General features: G+C 71.8%; 16 protein-coding genes. 11 read left to right on the top strand and 5 right to left on the bottom strand.

Annotated elements, in window-relative coordinates; genetic code table 11:
* The first annotated feature begins 101 nt into the window (after positions 1 to 101).
* From IF09_RS0122620 to mutM, 5 genes are all read left to right on the top strand, one after another.
* Positions 102 to 1,154 carry a DivIVA domain-containing protein gene (locus IF09_RS0122620; protein WP_030298497.1) on the top strand — a complete coding sequence of 351 codons (1,053 nt, stop codon included), beginning with the start codon at positions 102 to 104 and terminating at the stop codon, positions 1,152 to 1,154.
* A 69-nt stretch (positions 1,155 to 1,223) separates the two neighbouring features.
* Positions 1,224 to 1,934: a YceD family protein gene (locus IF09_RS0122615; RefSeq protein WP_051832740.1), complete on the top strand. Its 711-nt coding sequence runs from the start codon at positions 1,224 to 1,226 to the stop codon at positions 1,932 to 1,934.
* 2 nt (positions 1,935 to 1,936) lie between these two features.
* Entirely contained in the window at positions 1,937 to 2,110 is a 174-nt protein-coding gene (gene rpmF / locus IF09_RS0122610; protein WP_003965982.1) for a 50S ribosomal protein L32, read from the top strand.
* Positions 2,111 to 2,129: 19 nt separating this feature from the next.
* Positions 2,130 to 2,984 (top strand): ribonuclease III, encoded by an 855-nt coding sequence (gene rnc / locus IF09_RS0122605; protein WP_030298492.1) that lies wholly within the window; start codon positions 2,130 to 2,132, stop codon positions 2,982 to 2,984.
* Positions 2,985 to 3,119: 135 nt separating this feature from the next.
* Positions 3,120 to 3,980: a bifunctional DNA-formamidopyrimidine glycosylase/DNA-(apurinic or apyrimidinic site) lyase gene (gene mutM, locus IF09_RS0122600; RefSeq protein WP_030298490.1), complete on the top strand. Its 861-nt coding sequence runs from the start codon at positions 3,120 to 3,122 to the stop codon at positions 3,978 to 3,980.
* On the opposite strand, the gene IF09_RS0122595 is transcribed toward mutM, so the two are convergent.
* Positions 3,953 to 4,330: a winged helix-turn-helix transcriptional regulator gene (locus IF09_RS0122595; RefSeq protein WP_030298488.1), complete on the bottom strand. Its 378-nt coding sequence runs from the start codon at positions 4,328 to 4,330 to the stop codon at positions 3,953 to 3,955. The two genes, mutM and IF09_RS0122595, sit on opposite strands and share 28 nt — an antisense overlap.
* Before the next feature lie 78 nt (positions 4,331 to 4,408).
* Positions 4,409 to 5,314 (bottom strand): CAP domain-containing protein, encoded by a 906-nt coding sequence (locus tag IF09_RS0122590; RefSeq protein ID WP_030298486.1) that lies wholly within the window; start codon positions 5,312 to 5,314, stop codon positions 4,409 to 4,411.
* A 134-nt stretch (positions 5,315 to 5,448) separates the two neighbouring features.
* On the opposite strand from IF09_RS0122590, the gene IF09_RS0122585 reads away from it, so the two are divergent.
* The 4 genes from IF09_RS0122585 to IF09_RS0122570 all read left to right on the top strand — a co-directional run bounded on the left by IF09_RS0122585 (position 5,449) and on the right by IF09_RS0122570 (position 12,132).
* The gene (locus tag IF09_RS0122585; RefSeq protein WP_030298484.1) at positions 5,449 to 5,730 is read left to right on the top strand and encodes an acylphosphatase; all 282 of its coding nucleotides are present in this window, start codon (positions 5,449 to 5,451) and stop codon (positions 5,728 to 5,730) included.
* A 349-nt stretch (positions 5,731 to 6,079) separates the two neighbouring features.
* The gene (locus IF09_RS0122580; protein ID WP_030162422.1) at positions 6,080 to 6,295 is read left to right on the top strand and encodes a hypothetical protein; all 216 of its coding nucleotides are present in this window, start codon (positions 6,080 to 6,082) and stop codon (positions 6,293 to 6,295) included.
* 221 nt (positions 6,296 to 6,516) lie between these two features.
* Positions 6,517 to 10,473, top strand: coding sequence for an AAA family ATPase (locus tag IF09_RS0122575; protein ID WP_030298482.1), 3,957 nt, complete (start codon positions 6,517 to 6,519; stop codon positions 10,471 to 10,473).
* Between the two features lie 228 nt (positions 10,474 to 10,701).
* Positions 10,702 to 12,132, top strand: coding sequence for a sugar porter family MFS transporter (locus IF09_RS0122570; protein WP_030298480.1), 1,431 nt, complete (start codon positions 10,702 to 10,704; stop codon positions 12,130 to 12,132).
* A gap of 48 nt (positions 12,133 to 12,180) precedes the next feature.
* On the opposite strand, the gene IF09_RS0122565 is transcribed toward IF09_RS0122570, so the two are convergent.
* Together IF09_RS0122565 and IF09_RS0122560 are read right to left on the bottom strand one after the other, a co-directional pair.
* On the bottom strand, positions 12,181 to 13,167 hold the full coding sequence (locus tag IF09_RS0122565; RefSeq protein WP_030298478.1) for an LLM class flavin-dependent oxidoreductase: 987 nt from the start codon (positions 13,165 to 13,167) through the stop codon (positions 12,181 to 12,183).
* 63 nt (positions 13,168 to 13,230) lie between these two features.
* The gene (locus tag IF09_RS0122560; protein ID WP_051832739.1) at positions 13,231 to 14,715 is read right to left on the bottom strand and encodes a cytosine permease; all 1,485 of its coding nucleotides are present in this window, start codon (positions 14,713 to 14,715) and stop codon (positions 13,231 to 13,233) included.
* Between the two features lie 118 nt (positions 14,716 to 14,833).
* On the opposite strand from IF09_RS0122560, the gene ftsY reads away from it, so the two are divergent.
* Positions 14,834 to 16,051, top strand: coding sequence for a signal recognition particle-docking protein FtsY (gene ftsY, locus IF09_RS0122555; protein WP_030298475.1), 1,218 nt, complete (start codon positions 14,834 to 14,836; stop codon positions 16,049 to 16,051).
* A gap of 91 nt (positions 16,052 to 16,142) precedes the next feature.
* Here the strand turns inward: ftsY and IF09_RS0122550 are convergent, their stop codons facing one another.
* Complete coding sequence (locus IF09_RS0122550; RefSeq protein ID WP_030298473.1) at positions 16,143 to 16,811, bottom strand: bifunctional DNA primase/polymerase; 669 nt, start codon at positions 16,809 to 16,811, stop codon at positions 16,143 to 16,145.
* A gap of 407 nt (positions 16,812 to 17,218) precedes the next feature.
* Between IF09_RS0122550 and IF09_RS0122545 the strand changes: the two genes are divergently transcribed.
* The gene (locus tag IF09_RS0122545) at positions 17,219 to 18,724 is read left to right on the top strand and encodes a hypothetical protein (RefSeq protein ID WP_037635708.1); all 1,506 of its coding nucleotides are present in this window, start codon (positions 17,219 to 17,221) and stop codon (positions 18,722 to 18,724) included.
* The last annotated feature ends 130 nt before the right edge of the window (positions 18,725 to 18,854 follow it).

Raw genomic sequence — 18,854 nt, 5'->3', positions numbered from 1 at the left:
GGCTGACGGGCCGTCAGTCGGTGTCGGGCCTTCGCCCGGTGGCCTTACAGTCGTCCCGTCCGTCTCAGGAACCGCCCGAGGCCGAGAGAGTGCGAGCCCCCATGGACGTGCAGAAGAAGCTCGACGAGATCGTCGCGGCCGTCGGCGGCGCCCGGTCCATGCCCATGTCGGCCTCCTGCGTGATCAACCGCGCCGAGCTGCTCGCCCAGCTCGAGGAGGTCCGCCAGGCGCTCCCCGGCTCGCTCGCGCAGGCGCAGGAGCTCATCGGCGGCCGGGAGCAGATGGTCGAGGACGCCCGCCGCGAGGCGGAGCGCATCATCGAGTCCGCGCACGCCCAGCGCGGTTCGCTGATCTCCGACACCGAGGTCGCGCGCCGCTCCCAGGCGGAGGCGGACCGGATCCTGGCGGACGCCCGCAGGGAGGCCGAGGAGATCCGGGCCGAGGCCGACGACTACGTCGACAGCAAGCTCGCGAACTTCGAGGTCGTGCTCACCAAGACCATCGGCTCGGTCGACCGCGGCCGCGAGAAGCTGCTGGGCCGCGGCCCGGGCCTGGACGACCAGGGTTACCCCGACGCGGACGCGCCCGAGCGCAGCCACGATCCGCAGACGCAGCGGCAGCAGGCGGACGCGTACGTGGACACCAAGCTGGCGACCTTCGAGGCGGTGCTCTCCAAGACCCTCGAGGCGGTCGGCCGGGGCCGCCAGAAGCTGCTGGGCCGGGTGCCCACGGACGACCTCGGCGCGCACATGGCCGCCCAGGACGCCGCCGGCGCGCAGCAGTCCCGCTCGGCGAGCGACGCGGACTTCCTGGCGGGCCTGGCGGAGCCGGCGGCCCCCATGGGTCCCGCGATCCCGGCGCAGGCCCAGCAGGAGCCCGCGTACGACGCGTACGGCTACCCGCAGCACCAGCAGTCCCAGCAGCACGACGCCTACGGCTACCAGGACCCCTACGGCTACCAGCAGCAGGTCCAGCAGCCGGATCCGTACGCGACGATGGGCTACGAGCAGCAGCCGGACCCCTATGCGGCCTACCCGCAGCAGCCGCAGGCCCCGCAGCAGCAGCCCCAGCAGCCCGCCCTCGACGAGACCAGCTTCTTCGACACGAGCATGATCAACCTGGACCAGCTGCGCCAGTACGAACAGGGACGCTAGGGCCGGATTGGGCTCAGAGCGAAGCGCCGGGTATCCTGGCTCTTCGGTCGCGCGTATGCACCGCGATCCATGCTGCCCGCAAGTGGCGGAAATCTTGATCTTCAGCGATCTGTGAAAGCAGGAACGGCCCTGAATACCCGCCTCGACCACCGCAACCCTCTCGTGTTCGACACGCACGAGCTGGGTCGGCGTCCTGGTGCCATGCAGCGGCTGTCCCGTGAGATCGCGGCACCGGCGGACCTCGGTCTCGTCGGCGTCATCGGGGTACCGGAAGGCGCCCCGCTGAAGCTCAGTCTCCGCCTCGAGTCGGTCATGGAGGGGGTGCTTGTCACAGGCACCGCCCGTGCATCGGCCGTAGGGGAGTGCGTAAGGTGTCTGGAGCCCGTCGAGCGCGAGCTCAAGGCGGACTTCCAGGAGATGTTCTCGTACCCTGACGCCGACGACCGGAGCCGCACCAAGGCGGAGCCGGCCGACGACGCCGAGGACGACGAGGACACGCTCTTCCTCGAGGACGGTTTGTTCGACCTCGAACCCGTGCTGCGGGATGTGGTGGTGCTCGCACTGCCCATGCAGCCGGTGTGCCGGGAGGACTGTCTCGGACTGTGCCCCGATTGCGGGCTCAGCCTGAACGACGACCCGGACCACCACCATGACGCCGTCGACATCCGTTGGGCGGCATTGCAGGAACTCGTCGTGACCGATCAGGACGGCGAGAAGGACAACATGAGCGGCACTGCATCTGACGACGTTCAGAGCGCCGCCGAGAAGCAGGAGAAGTAGCCGTGGCTGTTCCGAAGCGGAAGATGTCGCGCAGCAACACGCGCCACCGCCGGTCGCAGTGGAAGGCTGCGGTCCCCACCCTGGTTTCGTGTGAGCGTTGCCAGGAGCCGAAGCTCCAGCACATCGCGTGCCCGAGCTGCGGCACCTACAACAAGCGCCAGGTCCTCGAGGTCTGAGCGGCTGGTGAGAGGCGCAATGTCTGAGCTGTCCAACGCTGAGAAGCAGGCAGACAGTAACAACGCGGCCTCGTCCCACACGCTTCTGGAAGGGCGGCTCGGGTATCGACTCGAGTCCGCCCTTCTGGTGCGTGCACTGACCCACCGCTCGTACGCGTACGAGAACGGCGGTCTGCCCACCAACGAGCGTCTGGAGTTCCTCGGGGACTCCGTGCTCGGCCTGGTGGTCACGGACACGCTGTACACGACCCACCCCGACCTGCCCGAAGGCCAGCTGGCCAAACTGCGGGCCGCGGTGGTCAACTCGCGCGCACTGGCGGAGGTCGGGCGCGGCCTCGACCTCGGCTCCTTCATCCGGCTCGGCCGGGGTGAAGAGGGCACGGGTGGCCGGGACAAGGCCTCCATCCTCGCCGACACCCTTGAAGCGGTGATCGGCGCGGTCTACCTCGACCAGGGCCTCGAAGCGGCCTCGGAGCTGGTCCACCGGCTCTTCGACCCGCTCATCGAGAAGTCCTCGAACCTCGGGGCCGGCCTGGACTGGAAGACCAGTCTCCAGGAGCTCACGGCGGCCGAAGGCCTCGGCGTGCCGGAATACCTGGTCACCGAGACCGGTCCGGACCACGAGAAGACCTTCACCGCTGCCGCCCGCGTCGGTGGTGTCTCGTACGGCACCGGCACCGGCCGCAGCAAGAAGGAAGCGGAACAGCAGGCTGCGGAATCCGCTTGGCGCGGTATCCGTGCCAAGGCGGACGAGCGGATCGCGGCGGAAGCCGCTGCCTCCGCGGCCGCAAAGGTCACGGTGGCGGCCCCGGCCGACACCGAGGCCCCGGCCGAGGACGGCGGGTCGCCGACGCCCGCCGAAACCGACGCCTAACGGCTGAGCCCTTCCTTCGGGATCTCCCGCCCGTCCCTGCCGCGCAGGGGCGGGCGGACCCGTTTCCGGGCCCGGCGGGGCAGGCCGGTACGCTCGCCGGGAGCGACCAGAACGCACCCCATCCGGAGGACCGCCGTGCCCGAGCTGCCCGAAGTCGAAGTCGTACGGCGGGGCTTGGAGCGTTGGGTGGCCGGCCGGACCGTCGAGGCCGTCGAGGTGCTGCACCCGCGCGCGGTACGCCGACACCCCGCCGGCGGGGCCGATTTCGCGGCGCGGCTGACGGGCGAGACGATCGGGGTCGCGCAGCGGCGCGGCAAGTACCTGTGGCTGCCCCTGGAGGGGCGGGACCTCTCCGTGCTCGGGCACCTCGGCATGAGCGGACAGCTCCTCGTGCAGCCCGAGGAGGCGGCCGACGAGAAGCACCTGCGCATCCGGGTGCGCTTCCGGGACACCGCCGGGACCGAGCTCCGCTTCGTCGACCAGCGCACCTTCGGCGGTCTCTCGCTCCACGAGAACACGGCCGACGGGCTGCCCGACGTCATCGCGCACATCGCCCGGGACCCGCTGGACCCCCTCTTCGACGAGGCGGCGTACCACGCGGCCCTGCGCGCCAGGCGGACCACCGTCAAGCGGGCCCTGCTGGACCAGTCCCTGATCAGCGGGGTCGGCAACATCTACGCAGACGAGGCGCTGTGGCGGGCCAGGCTGCACTACGAGCGCCCCACCGCCACGCTGACGCGCCCCCGGAGCGCGGAACTCCTCGGGCATGTGCGGGACGTGATGAACGCGGCCCTCGAAGTCGGCGGCACCAGCTTCGACAGTCTCTACGTCAACGTGAACGGCGAGTCCGGCTACTTCGACCGTTCGCTCGACGCCTACGGGCGTGAGGACGAGCCCTGCCGGCGCTGCGGCACCCCGATGCGGCGCCGCCCGTGGATGAACCGGTCCAGCTACTTCTGCCCGCGCTGTCAGCGGCCGCCGCGCGTCGCGTCGTAGGACTCCCGGGCGGTCAGTACCCGGGGCATGCTGCCCTCGAGGAAGTGGATGAGGGCGAGCAGCCGGTCGGCGACCTCGATGCCGAGCGGGGTCAGCTCGTAGTCGACGCGCGGCGGGTTCGTCGGCTGCGCCTCGCGGTGGACGATGCCGTCGCGCTCCAGCGCCTGCAGGGTCTGGGAGAGCATCTTCTCGCTCACGCCGTCGACCTTGCGGCGCAGTTCGTTGAAGCGGCACGAGCCGTCCCGCAGGGCGCCCACGGTGAGGCTGCCCCAGCGGCCCGTGACGTGCTCCAGCGTCTCCCGGGACGGGCACGCGCGCGCGAAGGCGTCGAACGGAAGCTGTGTCTCCATGGCGACCAGCTTAACTCCGCACAGCGCTCGCCAGAAGCGTGCGCTTTCGGTTGGTAAGTGCTCGCCGCGGTGCCGCGGCTAGAAGCCGAAGTCCTGGGTCCACCAGGGGCCGCCGGCCGCGAAGTGGGCGCCGACGCCCAGGGTGCGGAACTCGCAGTTGAGGATGTTCGCCTTGTGGCCCGGACTGTTCATCCACGCGTTCATGACCGCCTGGGCGTCGCCCTGGCCGCGGGCGATGTTCTCGCCGCCGAGGCCGGAGAGACCCGCTTGGGTGGCGCGGTCCCAGGGGGTGTTCCCGTCGGGGTCGGTGTGGTCGAAGAAGCCGCGGGTGGCCATGTCCTTGCTGAAGGCTCCGGCCAGCGCCGCGAGCGGCGGGTTCGCCCGGACCGGACCGCAGCCTGCCTGCGCGCGCTCCTGGTTGACCAGGGCGAGTACGGCGGACTCCTCCGCGGAGTGGCCGTCGTCGGGCGTCGGGGCGGGCGGGGCCGGCGGCTTGGGTGCGGCCGGCTTGGGCTTCGGCGGCACCGGAACCGGGTCCGGCTTCTTCTCCGGCTTCGGCGCCGGCTTCGGCGCCTGCTTGGCAGGGGCCGAAGTGGAGGCGGAGGCGGACGGGGTGGGCGAGGCGGAGGGACTCGGCGAGGCCGACGGGGAAGGAGAGGTCGACGGCGAGGGGGAGGCCGAGGGGGACGGGCTGCTCGTGTCGGGGCCCGAGGAGGCGCGGCCGGACAGGTTGGCCAGGCCGCTCTGCTGCTCGGGCGCGGTGCGGGGGCTCGGCGAGGCCGCTGCCTCGGGCCGCGTCGCGGCGGCCGGGCTGTCGGCGCTGACGCCGACATAGGGGAAGGAGGTGCTGACCGGCACCATGCCGGTGGTCACCGCCGCCGTGCCGAGGGCCACGGCCACGGAGACGCCCAGCAGGCCGCCCCGTACGAGGGTGCGGCGCCTGTCGCCGCGGTCCGGTGCGGCGGGGAGTCGGTGGCGTCCCATCGGCGCGTACCTTCCTTGCAGCTCAAGATCATCCCTTACTCACCCAAATGGGTGAGTTCATTGCTGCGCGACTGTACGCCATGGGGCGCGGGGGCGATGTGGGCCGAAACTCTTCGCCCGGTTAGCGTTCACGCATGAACGAAGATGTCCGCCTGACCGCCTGGGTGCGCGGCCGTGTACAGGGAGTGGGCTTCCGCTGGTTCACCAGGGCCAATGCGCTGGAGATCGGCGGAGTCGTCGGGTTCGCGCTCAACCTCGACGACGGACGAGTGCAGGTGGTGGCCGAAGGTCAACGTGAGAATTGCCACCGGCTGCTCGACTGGCTGCGCTCCGCCGACACGCCCGGGAGGGTGGACGGAGTGACAGAGATCTGGGGCACACCGCGCGGTGGCTACGACGGTTTCGCCATGCGGTGACCGATCGACTGATCATGTACTGATCACATCTCCCGGTGGTCCGTACCCGGTCGGATCTGCACGTTCGCCGTCGACGCGTTGCCGGCCGGCCCGAACCGTGGAAGGCTCGAAGGAGCGGACGATCTCCACAACCCTTGGGAGAGCCGGGCTGCCCGCCGATACGGGGCGTGATCGTGTTGACCGTCAAACTTTTTGGTGAGACGCTGGAAGCCCCGCGCACCTGAGCTGTTTGGCAGTGCTGGTACTAGTAAGCGCAGTGACTCACAGTCGCTGCCGGACATCCGCGGGTGCGATTCCCTCACGACCCACACCGCTTCGGTCGGTCACTCAGTGTGGAGGACCATCCATCATGGCAAAGGCGCTTCTCGGTTACGTCGGCGGTTCCGATCCGCGACTCCTCGCCGAGATGCGACGGCTTCAGCAGCGCGTCCAGGACCTCGAGTCCGAGCTCGTACGGATTCAGTCCGAAAACGACGCGCTGAACGCGGCCGCCGCTCAGCACGGAGACTCGCTGCTGGACCGCATCGACATCGACGTACCCCAGGCGGAGCCTGCGCTCACCTGACGCTCACCTGATCCGCGCTCAACTCGTCGCACGACTACAGCCCCGCATGATCTGCAAGGGACGCTCCGGCGTCCCTTCTTTCTTTGACCACCGCGTGGTCGACCACCGCGCCAGGCGAGCGCGAGAGCGTTGGGCCAGGTGGGGCGGCCGATTCCTTTAGCGTCAGTTGTGCCCTGCACCTTCATGGGTGAAACCGAACGCGAAAGGTAGAGTCCGGCGGCGTGCACCTCAAGTCCCTGACCCTGCGTGGCTTCAAGTCCTTCGCCTCTGCAACCACCCTGCGCTTCGAGCCCGGCATCACCTGCGTCGTGGGCCCGAACGGCTCGGGCAAGTCCAACGTGGTGGACGCGCTGTCCTGGGTCATGGGGGAGCAGGGGGCCAAGTCCCTGCGCGGCGGCAAGATGGAGGACGTCATCTTCGCCGGGACCACCGGGCGGCCGCCGCTCGGGCGCGCCGAGGTCTCGCTGACCATCGACAACTCCGACGGCGCCCTGCCGATCGAGTACGCCGAGGTCACCATCACGCGGATCATGTTCCGCGGCGGCAGCAGCGAGTACCAGATCAACGGCGACACCTGCCGGCTGCTCGACATCCAGGAACTGCTCTCCGACTCCGGCATCGGCCGCGAGATGCACGTCATCGTCGGCCAGGGCCAGCTCGACTCCGTCTTGCACGCCGATCCGATGGGCCGCCGCGCCTTCATCGAGGAGGCGGCCGGCGTACTCAAGCACCGCAAGCGCAAAGAGAAGGCGCTGCGGAAGCTGGACGCGATGCAGGCCAATCTCGCGCGCGTGCAGGACCTCAACGACGAACTGCGGCGGCAGCTGAAGCCGCTGGGGCGGCAGGCCGCCGTGGCCCGGCGGGCCGCCGTCATCCAGGCCGACCTGCGCGACGCACGGCTGCGGCTGCTCGCCGACGACCTGGTCACGCTGCGGGGGGCGCTGGACGCGGAGATCGCGGACGAGGCGGCGCTGAAGGAGCGCAAGGAGGCGGCCGAGGCCCAGCTCGCTGAGGCGTTGCGGCACGAGGCGCAGCTCGAGGAAACGGTGCGGCAGCTGACGCCGCGGCTCCAGCGGGCCCAGCAGACCTGGTACGAGCTGTCGCAGCTGGCCGAGCGGGTACGGGGGACCGCGTCCCTGGCCGACGCGCGGGTCAAGTCGGCCTCGGCTCCGGCGGAGGACGAGCGGCGCGGCCGCGATCCGGAGGACATGGAGCGGGAGGCCGCGCGGATCCGCGAGCAGGAGGCGGAGCTGACGGCCGCGCTGGAGGCGGCCTCGCGGGCGCTGGAGGACACCGTCGAGCACCGGGCGGAACTGGAGCGGTCGCTGGCCGGGGAAGAACGGCGGCTGCGGGACGCGGCGCGGGCCATCGCCGAACGGCGCGAAGCGCTGGCGCGGCTGACGGGGCGGCTGGGCGCTGCCCGGTCCCGGGCGGGGGCCGCACAGGCGGAGATCGACCGGCTGGTGGCGGCGCGGGACGCGGCCGAGTCCCGGGCCGGGGCCGCGCAGGCGGAGTACGAAGCGCTGGCCGAGGAGGTCGGCGGGCTCGAGGACCCGGCGGTGGACGAGGAGTACGCCGCGGCGCGGGCGGAGCTCGCGGCGGCGGAGGCCGCGCAGACGGCGGCGCGGGAGGCGGTGACGGCCGCGGAGAAGTCGCGGGCGGCGGTGTCGGCGCGGCGGGATGCGCTGGCGCTGGGGCTGCGGAGGAAGGACGGCACGGGGGCGCTGCTCGCGGCGCGGGAGCGGCTGGCCGGGCTGCTGGGGCCGGCCGCGGAACGGCTGACGGTGACCCCGGGGTACGAGGTCGCGGTGGCGGCGGCACTGGGCGCGGCGGCGGACGCGCTGGCGGTGACCTCCCCGGGGGCGGCGGCCGACGCCATCCGCCACCTGCGGGACGCGGACGCGGGCCGAGCCACCCTCCTCATCGCGCCCCGGCCGGACCCGTCGCCCGGTATCCCGATCCCGGGCCAGGCGCTCGCGGGCGCGGATGCCGCGTACCCGGTGGGCGAGGCCGCCGCGGGCGCGGGTGCCCGGGCTCCGGAGGGCGGGATCCCGTTCCCGAGCCGGGCGTCGGCCACGGGCGGCCCGATGGGTGAGGCCGCCGCGGGCGCGGATGCCGCGTACCCGGCGGGCTCTTCGGCCGGGCCCCCGTTTCCCGGGGCCGTGGCCACCGGCGTGCCGGGCCAGGCCGCCGTCGGCGTGGGCGGCCCCTCGGCTGCGTCCCCGGTCCCCGGGGAGTCTGCCGGCGACCGCATCGGGCCGGGGGGAGCGTTCCCCCACCCCGCCCCCTCCCGAAACCGGGGCTCCGCCCCGGAACCCGCGCCGGCTGGGCCGGGGTGGCCTGGCGCGGGCGGGCAGGGAGCCGCGCCGAGCGTGGCGGCGTTGCCCGCCGTGGGGTTGGTGCAGGGGGACGCGGAGGTCGTACGGGCCGTGGGCTGGGTGCTGCGGGAGTACGTCGTCGTCCGGACGCTCGACGAGGCCGAAGGGGTGGTCGGGACGCGGCCCGACCTCGTTGCCGTGACCCTCGACGGGGACGTGCTCGGCGCGCACCTCGCGCACGGGGGTTCCGCCGGGGTGCCCAGTCTGATCGAGGTGCAGGCCGCCGTCGACGAGGCGGAGGCAGAGCTCGTACGGCTCGACACGCAGTGCGTGGAGCTCGGTGCACGCCGGGATGCCGCCCAGGCCCTGCGGCGGGAACTCGTCGCGCGGGTGGAGGAGATCGGCGAGCGCCGACGGGCCGGGGAGCAGGCCCGGGCCGGGGTGGCGCAGCAGCTGGGGCGGCTCGCCGGGCAGGCGAAGGGTGCAGCCGGCGAGGCCGAGCGCAGCGCCGCCGCCGCGGCCAAGGCCCAGGACGCGCTGGAGCAGGCGCTGGCCGAGGTCGAGGAGTGCGCCGAACGACTGGCGATCGCCGAGGAGGATGACCCCGTCGGGGATGGTGGTGCGGAGGAGCCCGACACCGCCGTGCGGGACCGGCTCGCCGCCGACGGGGCCAACGCCCGGCAGACCGAGATGGAGGCCCGGCTGCAGCTCAGGACCCATGAGGAACGGGTCAAGGGGCTGGCCGGGCGGGCCGATTCCCTGGATCGCGGCGCACGCGCCGAGCGGGAAGCCCGGGCCCGCGCCGAGCGGCGCCGCGCCCGGCTGCGCCACGAGTCCGAGGTGGCCCGCGCCGTCGCCGACGGAGCCCGGCAGCTGCTCGCACACCTGGAGGTCTCGCTGCGCCGGGCCGAACAGGAGCGCGCCGCCGCCGAGCACGCCAAGGGGCTGCGGGAGCGGGAGCTCGGCGACGCCCGGACCCGCGGCCGCGACCTCAAGGGCGAGCTCGACAAGCTCACCGACTCCGTGCACCGCGGCGAGGTGCTCGGCGCCGAGAAGCGGCTGCGCATCGAGCAGGTGGAGACGCGGGCGCTGGAGGAGTTCGGGATCGAGGCCGCCGGTCTCGTCGCCGAGTACGGGCCGGACCAGCCCGTGCCGCCGAGCCCGCCCGCCGAGGGCGAGGAGCCGGACGAGGACGCCGAGCCGGGACCCTTCGTACGCGCCCGGCAGGAGAAGCGGCTCAAGGCGGCCGAGCGGGCGTACCAGCAGCTCGGCAAGGTCAACCCGCTCGCCCTGGAGGAGTTCGCGGCGCTGGAGGAGCGCCACCGGTTCCTGAGCGAGCAGCTCGAGGACCTGCGCAAGACCCGGGCCGATCTCCTTCAGGTCGTGAAGGAGGTCGACGAGCGCGTCGAGCAGGTGTTCACGGAGGCCTACCGGGACACGGCCCGGCAGTTCGAAGGCGTGTTCTCGCGGCTGTTCCCCGGCGGCGAGGGCCGGCTGATCCTCACCGACCCCGACAACATGCTGACCACCGGGGTGGACGTCGAGGCCCGGCCGCCCGGCAAGAAGGTCAAGCGGCTCTCCCTGCTCTCCGGCGGCGAGCGGTCGCTGACGGCCGTCGCCCTGCTGGTGTCCATCTTCAAGGCCCGGCCCAGCCCGTTCTACGTGATGGACGAGGTCGAGGCCGCGCTCGACGACACCAATCTGCAGCGGCTGATCCGGATCATGGAGGAGCTCCAGGAGAGCTCCCAGCTGATCGTCATCACCCACCAGAAGCGGACGATGGAGGTCGCCGACGCGCTGTACGGCGTCTCCATGCAGGGCGACGGTGTCTCCAAGGTCATCAGCCAGCGACTTCGTTGACCTTCGCTTCACTTAATGAACACATGTGTCGGAGCACTTGAGTGAGCTCTGTGAGGAATCGGGTTCATCCCCCCTATTGACTTCAGGAAGTGAAGTCATAGGCTCTGCTGTGCCGTGTTGACGTTCAGGTGGTGGCAAGCAGTTTGCTGTGCGCCACTAGAGGAACACGAGCAAGCAACAACGAGACCCCACACAGCCCGCCGTCGCCGCCGGGCCCAGGAGCGCACCTTGACCAGCACAGCGAACGCACCCGCGTCGGGCGGTGGAAGCGCGGCCCAGCCCGACCACCTCGGCCACGTCATCTTCATCACCGCGGCCGCTGCCATGGGTGGCTTCCTCTTCGGCTACGACAGCTCCGTCATCAACGGCGCCGTGGAGGCCATCCGCGACCGCTTCGACGTCGGCTCGGGCGCCCTCGCCCAGGTGATCGCCGCCGCACTGATCGGCTGTGCCTTCGGCGCGGCCACCGCCGGGCGCATCGCCGACCGGATCGGCCGTATCCGCTGCATGCAGATCGCCTCCGTCCTGTTCACCGCGAGCGCCATCGGCTCGGCCCTCCCGTTCGCCCTCTGGGACCTCGCCACCTGGCGCGTGATCGGCGGCTTCGGCATCGGCATGGCCTCGGTCATCGGCCCCGCCTACATCGCAGAGGTCTCCCCGCCCGCCTACCGCGGCCGGCTGGCTTCCTTCCAGCAGGCGGCCATCGTCATCGGCATCGCCGTCTCGCAGCTGGTCAACTGGGGCATCCTCAACCTCGCCGACGGCGAACAGCGCGGCGAGATCGGCGGCCTGGAAGCCTGGCAGTGGATGCTCGGCGTGATGGTCGTCCCGGCCGTGCTCTACGGGGTGCTGTCCTTCGCCATTCCCGAGTCCCCGCGCTTCCTGGTCTCGGTCGGCCGCACGGAGAAGGCCAAGGAGGTCCTGCGGGACGTCGAGGGCAAGGGCATCGACGCCGACGCCCGCGTCCGCGAGATCGACCACGCCATGCGGTCCGAGCACAAGTCCACCTTCAGGGACCTGCTCGGCGGCCGCTTCGGTTTCCTGCCCATCGTGTGGGTCGGCATCGGACTCTCGGTCTTCCAGCAGCTCGTCGGCATCAACGTGATCTTCTACTACAGCTCCTCGCTGTGGCAGTCGGTCGGCATCGACCCGAGCTCCTCGTTCCTGTACTCCTTCGAGACGTCGGTCGTGAACATCATCGGTACGGTGATCGCGATGGTCTTCGTGGACCGGATCGGCCGCAAGCCCCTGGCGCTCATCGGCTCCGTCGGCATGGCGCTGTCGCTCGGAACGGCGGCCTGGGCGTTCTCCTTCAAGTCCGGAACCGGCGACGACATCTCCCTGCCGCATGCGCAGGGCATCGTGGCCCTGGTCGCCGCCAACTTCTTCGTGCTCTTCTTCGCCCTGTCCTGGGGCGTGGTGGTCTGGGTGCTGCTCGGCGAGATGTTCCCCGGCCGCATCCGCGCCGCCGCCCTCGGTGTGGCGGCCGCCGCCCAGTGGATCGCCAACTGGCTCATCACCGTCACGTTCCCGACGCTGTCCGACTGGAACCTGTCGGGCGCCTACATGATCTACACGTTCTTCGCCCTGCTCTCGATCCCGTTCATCCTCAAATGGGTGCCGGAGACCAAGGGCAAGGCGTTGGAGGAGATGGGGTAACCACCCCCGCCAACACTCCCTCTCCTCTACGGCAGGTGCTGCCCCCGCTCAGTCCTTGAGCCGGGGCAGCACCTGTTCGCACAGCAGGTGCAGGCTGCGCCAGCCCTCGTCCAGCGGCATCCCGCCGCACAGCGGGTGCAGCACCAGGTTCCCCGCCTCGCCCGCGCCCCGCGCGTACGCGACCGCCTCGTCGGGAGTCAGGACCCGGTACACGCCCTCCGCGCGCAGCTCCGCCACCGAGCGTGCGGCCGAACGTACGGCGCTGCGGATGTCCTTGGACTGCCAGGACGCGTACATGCCCGCCTCGTGCAGGAAGCGGTCGCCGTACTCGGCCCAGACCCGGTCCGGGTCCTCCGCGATGTGCAGCAGCGGGGTCTCGGCCGCCGGCATCATGCAGAACCCCTCCGTCCCGTGCTCCGCGAGCTGCGCGTGGTAGTACGCCTCCAGCTCCGGCAGGTGCGCGCTGGGGAAGAACGGCAGCCCGAGCCGGGCCGCGCGCCGGGCCGCCGCCCGGGAGCTGCCGCCGACCAGGAGCAGCGGGTGCGGCTGCGTGAACGGCGCCGGGGTCACCCGTACCGTGCGGCCGCGGAACGAGAACGGCTCGCCGGTCCACGCCTGCAGCAGGGTTTCGAGCAGTTCGTCCTGGAGCCTGCCGCGGCGGCCCCACTCGACGCCGTGCTGCTCGTACTCCTCGGGCCGGTAGCCGATGCCCGCGACCGTGACGAGGCGGCCGCCGCTCAGCAGGTCGAGGACCGCGATGTCCTCGGCCACCTTCAGCGGGTCGTACAGCGGGCCGATGATCGCCGAGACGGTGACCGCGATCCGGCGCGTGGCGCCGAAGACCGCGCCCGCGAAGGCGAACGGGGAAGGCAGCCAGTTGTTGGTGGTGCCGTGGTGCTCCTCGGTCTGGATCGTGTCGATCCCGCGGTCGTCCGCGTACTTCGCCATCTCCAGCGCGGTCTTGTAGCGGGCGGAGAGGGTCTCGGGGGTCCCGTTCGGGTCGACGAGATTGAACCGGGCCACGGTGATGGGCATGGAGGAGTCCCCCTTCGCCGGAGGTGGGTGGGCGGGCGAAGGGGGACGTTAGCTGACGTGGCGTCAGTTGGACAGGGATCCGGCGAGCGCGGGCTCCTCGGCCCCGGCCGCGCCGGCCGCCGGAGCCGGGGTGCGCGGCAGTACGGCGTACAGCACGCCGGAGGTGACGATGCCGGCCGCCCAGCCCAGGCCGTTCTGCCCGGTCCAGGTGTCGGCGAGCGGCCCGCCGAACCAGTCGACCTTGGTGAAGAGCAGCCCCACGACCAGGGCCGCGCCCCAGGCGGTCATGGCCTGCCAGGCGAACCCGGCCCGGTACCAGTAGGCGCTGCTGCGGGTGGTGTCCAGCAGCGCCTCGCCGTCGTACGAGGTCCGGCGCAGCATGTCGACGCCGAAGACGCCGATCCACGCGGAGAAGGCCACGGCGAGGAGCGTCAGGAAGGAGATGAACGAGCCGAAGAAGCTGGTCGCGACCACCATCAGCAGGAAGCCGAAGACCAGGCTGATGACGGCGTTGACGCTGACGGCCGCCGCGCGCGGGACCCTGATGCCGAGGGTCTGCGCCGTGAAGCCGGCCGAGTACATGGACATCGAGTTGATCAGCAGCATGCCGACCAGCGCGATCAGCAGGTACGGCACCGCGATCCAGGCGGGCAGCAGATTGCCGATGAAGGAGACCGGGTCCTGCGCCGTGGCCAGGTCCGGGGTGCCGACCGCCATGACCGCGCCCATCAGCACCATCGGGATCACCACGACGGCCGCGCCGCCGATCGTCGCGCCGACCATGCCCTTGGCGGAGGCCGTACGCGGCAGGTAGCGGGTGAAGTCCGGGCCCGAGGGGACCCAGCTGATGCCGCCCGCGGCGATCGTGCCGATGCCGGCGATCATCATCGCCGTCGAGCCGGCCGGCTTGTCGAACACGGCGGACCAGTCGCTCTCCACGACCAGGTAGCCGAGCACGAGCACGCTGAAGGCGCCGAAGAGGTACGTCGACCAGGTCGAGCAGACGCGCAGCGCGCTGATGCCGAGTCCGGAGACCAGGAAGGTGGAGCCGACGAAGAGCACCAGCGTGACCACGATCAGCACGGTGTTCTTCTGCACGCCGAACAGCAGGTCCAGCACCGTGAGCACGGCGAACGCGCCGCTGACCGCGTTGATGGTCTCCCAGCCCCAGCGGGCGACCCAGATCAGGGCGCCGGGGAAGAGGTTGCCGCGCTGGCCGAACACGGCCCGCGAGAGGGCCATCCCGGGGGCGCCGCCGCGCTTCCCGGCGATCGAGATCAGGCCGACGAGCCCGTACGAGACGACGGGCGCGGCGACGGCGACGACGAGCACCTGCCAGATGTTGAGCTTGTTGAAGATCACCAGACCGGCGCCCATGGTCAGCAGCAGCACGCTGATGTTGGCGGCCACCCAGGTGGGCACGAGCTCGCGGACCCGGCCCCTGCGCTCGCCGTCCGGGACGGGCTCGAGGCCGCGGGTCTCGACCGAGGTGTCGGCCGGGATCTCGGCCGGCTGCTGTATCGCGCCGTCGGCGGGCTCGGCAGGCATGCGGGTAAGTCGCCCATCATCGTGGATATGCCGCTAACGCCGCAAATGGAGGCTTACGGCCCGGCCGGAACTGCGGGAACCGGGGGCTTGGGCGGCCGTGGCCGATACTGGATCCGTTATGGACATCCTCATCCTTGCTGTAGTCATCGCCCTGGTCGCGGTCGGCGTGATCAGCGGGCTCGTGGTCGGCAGCCGCAAGAAGAAGCAGCTGCCGCCCCCGGCGCCGCCCAGCACACCGACCATCACTGCCCCGCCCGCCGAACCGCAGGTGGGGGAGGACGCCGTAGAGACGGCGGAAGAGCCCCGCCGCACCATTGAGGAGGTCGTCCTCCCCGAAGCGGAGGCTGCGGCTCCCGAGGCGCCCGCCGTCGCCGAACCCGAGGCTCCGGCCGCCCCCGAGATCGAGGTGCCCGAGCCCACCGCCGGCCGCCTGGTCCGGCTGCGCGCCCGCCTCGCCCGGTCGCAGAACTCGCTCGGCAAGGGGCTGCTCACGCTGCTCTCGCGCGAGCACCTCGACGAGGACACCTGGGAGGAGATCGAGGAGACCCTCCTGATCGCCGACGTCGGTGTCGTGCCGACGCAGGAGCTCGTGGACCGGCTCCGCGAGCGGGTCAAGGTGCTCGGCACCCGCACCCCCGCGGACCTGCGCGCCCTGCTCAAGGAGGAGCTGCTGACCCTGGTCGGCACCGGCTTCGACCGCGCGGTGAAGACCGAGAGCGGCGTGGACACCCCGGGCGTCGTGATGGTCGTGGGGGTCAACGGCACCGGCAAGACCACCACCACCGGCAAGCTGGCCCGCGTGCTGGTCGCCGACGGCCGCTCCGTGGTGCTCGGCGCCGCCGACACCTTCCGCGCCGCTGCCGCGGACCAGCTCCAGACCTGGGGCGAGCGGGTCGGCGCGCGCACCGTGCGCGGCCCCGAGGGCGGCGACCCGGCCTCGATCGCCTACGACGCGGTCAAGGAGGGCATCGCCGAGGGCGCCGACGTGGTGCTCATCGACACCGCCGGCCGCCTGCACACCAAGACCGGCCTCATGGACGAGCTCGGCAAGGTCAAGCGCGTCGTGGAGAAGCACGGCCCGCTCGACGAGATCCTGCTGGTCCTGGACGCCACCACCGGGCAGAACGGCCTGGCCCAGGCCCGCGTCTTCGCCGAGGTCGTGGACATCACCGGCATCGTGCTGACCAAGCTCGACGGCACCGCCAAGGGCGGCATCGTCGTCGCCGTCCAGCGCGAGCTCGGCGTCCCGGTCAAGCTCATCGGCCTCGGCGAGGGTCCGGACGACCTCGCGCCCTTCGAGCCGGAGGCGTTCGTGGACGCCCTGATCGGCGACTGAGCGGGACCGTACGCAGCGCACGCAGACCGTACGCACGGCGGCGCCCCCGCATTCCGGCCGGAATGCGGGGGCGCCGCCGTAGGCACGCGTACTAGCGCCGCAGGCGGTGGCAGATGTACGCGAGGGTGCCGAGCAGCAGCCGGGCCTGCGGCGGGCCGCCCGCGGAGTCGAGCGCGGGCGGCCGCAGCCAGCCGACCGGGCCGAGGCCCGCGTGGTCGGAGGGCGGGGCGGTCAGGAAGGCGCCCACGCCCAGGGCGCGCAGATCGAGGTCGGCGTCGTCCCAGCCCATCCGGTACAGCAGCTGCGGCAGCTCGGCGGCAGCGCCCGGGGCGACGAAGAACTGGGCGCGGCCGTCCGGGGTCGCGGTGACCGGTCCGAGCGGCAGGCCCATCCGCTCGAGGCGGACCAGCGCGCGGCGCCCGGCCTCCTCCGAGACCTCGATGACGTCGAAGGCGCGGCCCAGCGGGAGCAGGACCGCCGCGCCCGGGTAGCCGCTCCAGGTCTCGGTGACCTCGTCGAGGGTGGCGCCGGCTGCGACGGTCGGAGCGAGGGGCAGCGGATGCGCCCCGGGCGTGCTGCAATTCGTATGACCGCAGGAGCAGTCGCGGGCGGGGGCCGCGGCGCGGGCACCGGGGACCACGTCCCAGCCCCACAGCCCGGTGTACTCCGCGACCGCCGTGCACTCCGACGTCCGGCCGCGGCGCCGCGAGCCGGAACGGAACTCCTTGGTGCTGCGGCTGCCGCCGATCGTGAAGCCCATGCCCATGCCCCCTCCAACGGGTCGGATGCGCCGGTGGTTACGACGTCGGCGGGACGGGATGCGGGGCCGGGTACGAGCCCGGTGTCCCGAGGGCCACCCGGCGCACTCCTCGCCGCGTGCGCCCCTGGTGCGCTCCCGTCCAACCGATCGCTTTCGCCTCGGTGTCAAGTGAATCGCGCCTGGCCAGTGGCCAGTTCATTCGAAGGGGTGGCGAATGGTGGCGTTTCTGCAATCAACCTCGCCGCAGGGGTGATCGTAGGATTACTTTCAGTGCACTAAACCCCGAAGGCGTGCCGTCCGTGGTTATGCCGGAGGCAACTTGTGGAGGACCTGTGAAGGTCCGTGGCGGCGCTCGCCGCTCCAGCCAGGGTTTCGTATGAAGAGGCTGAGTGGATGGGGGCGTTCCTGTGAGCGGCAACGGCGCAAGCGGAACGAGCGAGGAGCCGGAGGTCCCGGGCTCTGCCGCCCGCAATGAGCAACTGACTTCCTGGTTCGTCCGCAGCGGCTGGTCGAAGGGCGAACTCGCCCGCCAGGTGAACCGGCGTGCCCGTCAGATGGGCGCCCACCACATCAGCACGGACACCTCCCGGGTACGCCGCTGGCTCGACGGCGAGCAGCCCCGCGAGCCCGTCCCGCGGATCCTGTCCGAGCTGTTCTCCGAGCGGTTCGGCTCCGTCGTCGCCATCGAGCAGCTCGGGCTGCGCACCGCACACCAGACGCCGTCCGTCTCCGGCGTCGACCTGCCCTGGGCCGGCCCGCAGACCGTCGAGCTGCTCGGGGAGTTCTCCCGCAGCGACCTGATGCTGGCCCGCCGCGGCTTCCTGGGGACCTCGCTCGCCCTCTCCGCCGGCCCCGCCCTCATCGAGCCCATGCAGCGCTGGCTCGTCCCGGTCCCCGCCGCCGACCCGGGCCCCCGCGAGGCGGGGGCGGCCGGAGCCCTCAGCGGCCACCGCCCGCCGCGCCTGTCCGAACCGGAACTCGGTCTCCTCGAAGCCACCACCGTGATGTTCCGCCAGTGGGACGCCCAGTGCGGTGGCGGACTGCGCCGCAAGGCCGTCGTGGGCCAGCTGCACGAGGTCACCGACCTGCTCCAGGAGAACCACCCGGCGCCCGTCATGAAGCGGCTCTTCAAGGTCGCCGCGGAACTCGCCGAACTGGCCGGCTGGATGAGCTACGACATCGGCCTGCACCCCACCGCGCAGAAGTACTTCGTCCTCGCGCTGCACGCCGCCAAGGAGGGCGGGGACAAGCCGCTGGGCTCGTACATCCTCTCCAGCATGAGCCGCCAGATGATCCACCTGGGCCGCCCCGAGGACGCCCTGGAGCTCATCCACCTCGCGCAGTACGGCAGCCGCGACTGCGCGGGCCCGCGCACCCAGGCCATGCTGTATGCGATGGAGGCCCGCGCCTACGCCAACATGGGCCAGCCGAGCCGCTGCAAGCGGGCCGTCCGGATGGCCGAGGACACCTTCTCCGACGTCGCCTTCGGCGGCGAGCCCGAACCCGACTGGATCCGCTTCTTCTCCGAGGCCGAGCTCAACGGCGAGAACTCCCACTCGTACCGCGACCTGGCCTACGTGGCCGGGCGCAGCCCCATGTACGCCTCCCTCGCCGAGCCCGTGATGCAGCGGGCCGTGGAGCTGTTCGAGAAGGACGACGAGCACCAGCGCTCGTACGCCCTCAACCTCATCGGCATGGCCACCGTGCACCTGATCCAGCGCGAGCCCGAGCAAGCCACCGTCCTCGTCGGCCGGGCCCTTGACGTGGCCGGAAAGGTGCGGTCCGAAAGGGTGAACACGCGGCTGCGCAAGACCGTCGACACCGCCGCCCGTGAGTACGGCGACGTGGCCGACGTGGTCCGGCTGACCGACCAGCTCGCCTCCCGGCTCCCCGAAGCGGCGGAGGCCGTCTGACGGCCCGAGCGGCCGCCCCCCGAAGGCCCCGGCCGCGGCAGTCACCCCGTGAAGCCCGATCAGGCTCCCCCAGCCAGGTCCCCCCGGGTACTGCCGCGGCCGGTTTGCATCCCTGCGGCTGAACCGCCGC

Origin of the sequence: Streptomyces katrae, from assembly GCF_000717655.1 — a bacterium.
Taxonomy (GTDB): Bacteria; Actinomycetota; Actinomycetes; order Streptomycetales; family Streptomycetaceae; genus Streptomyces; species Streptomyces katrae_B.
Note: the sequence above shows the minus strand (reverse complement) of the source record. Positions and strands in the feature narration are given on the sequence as shown.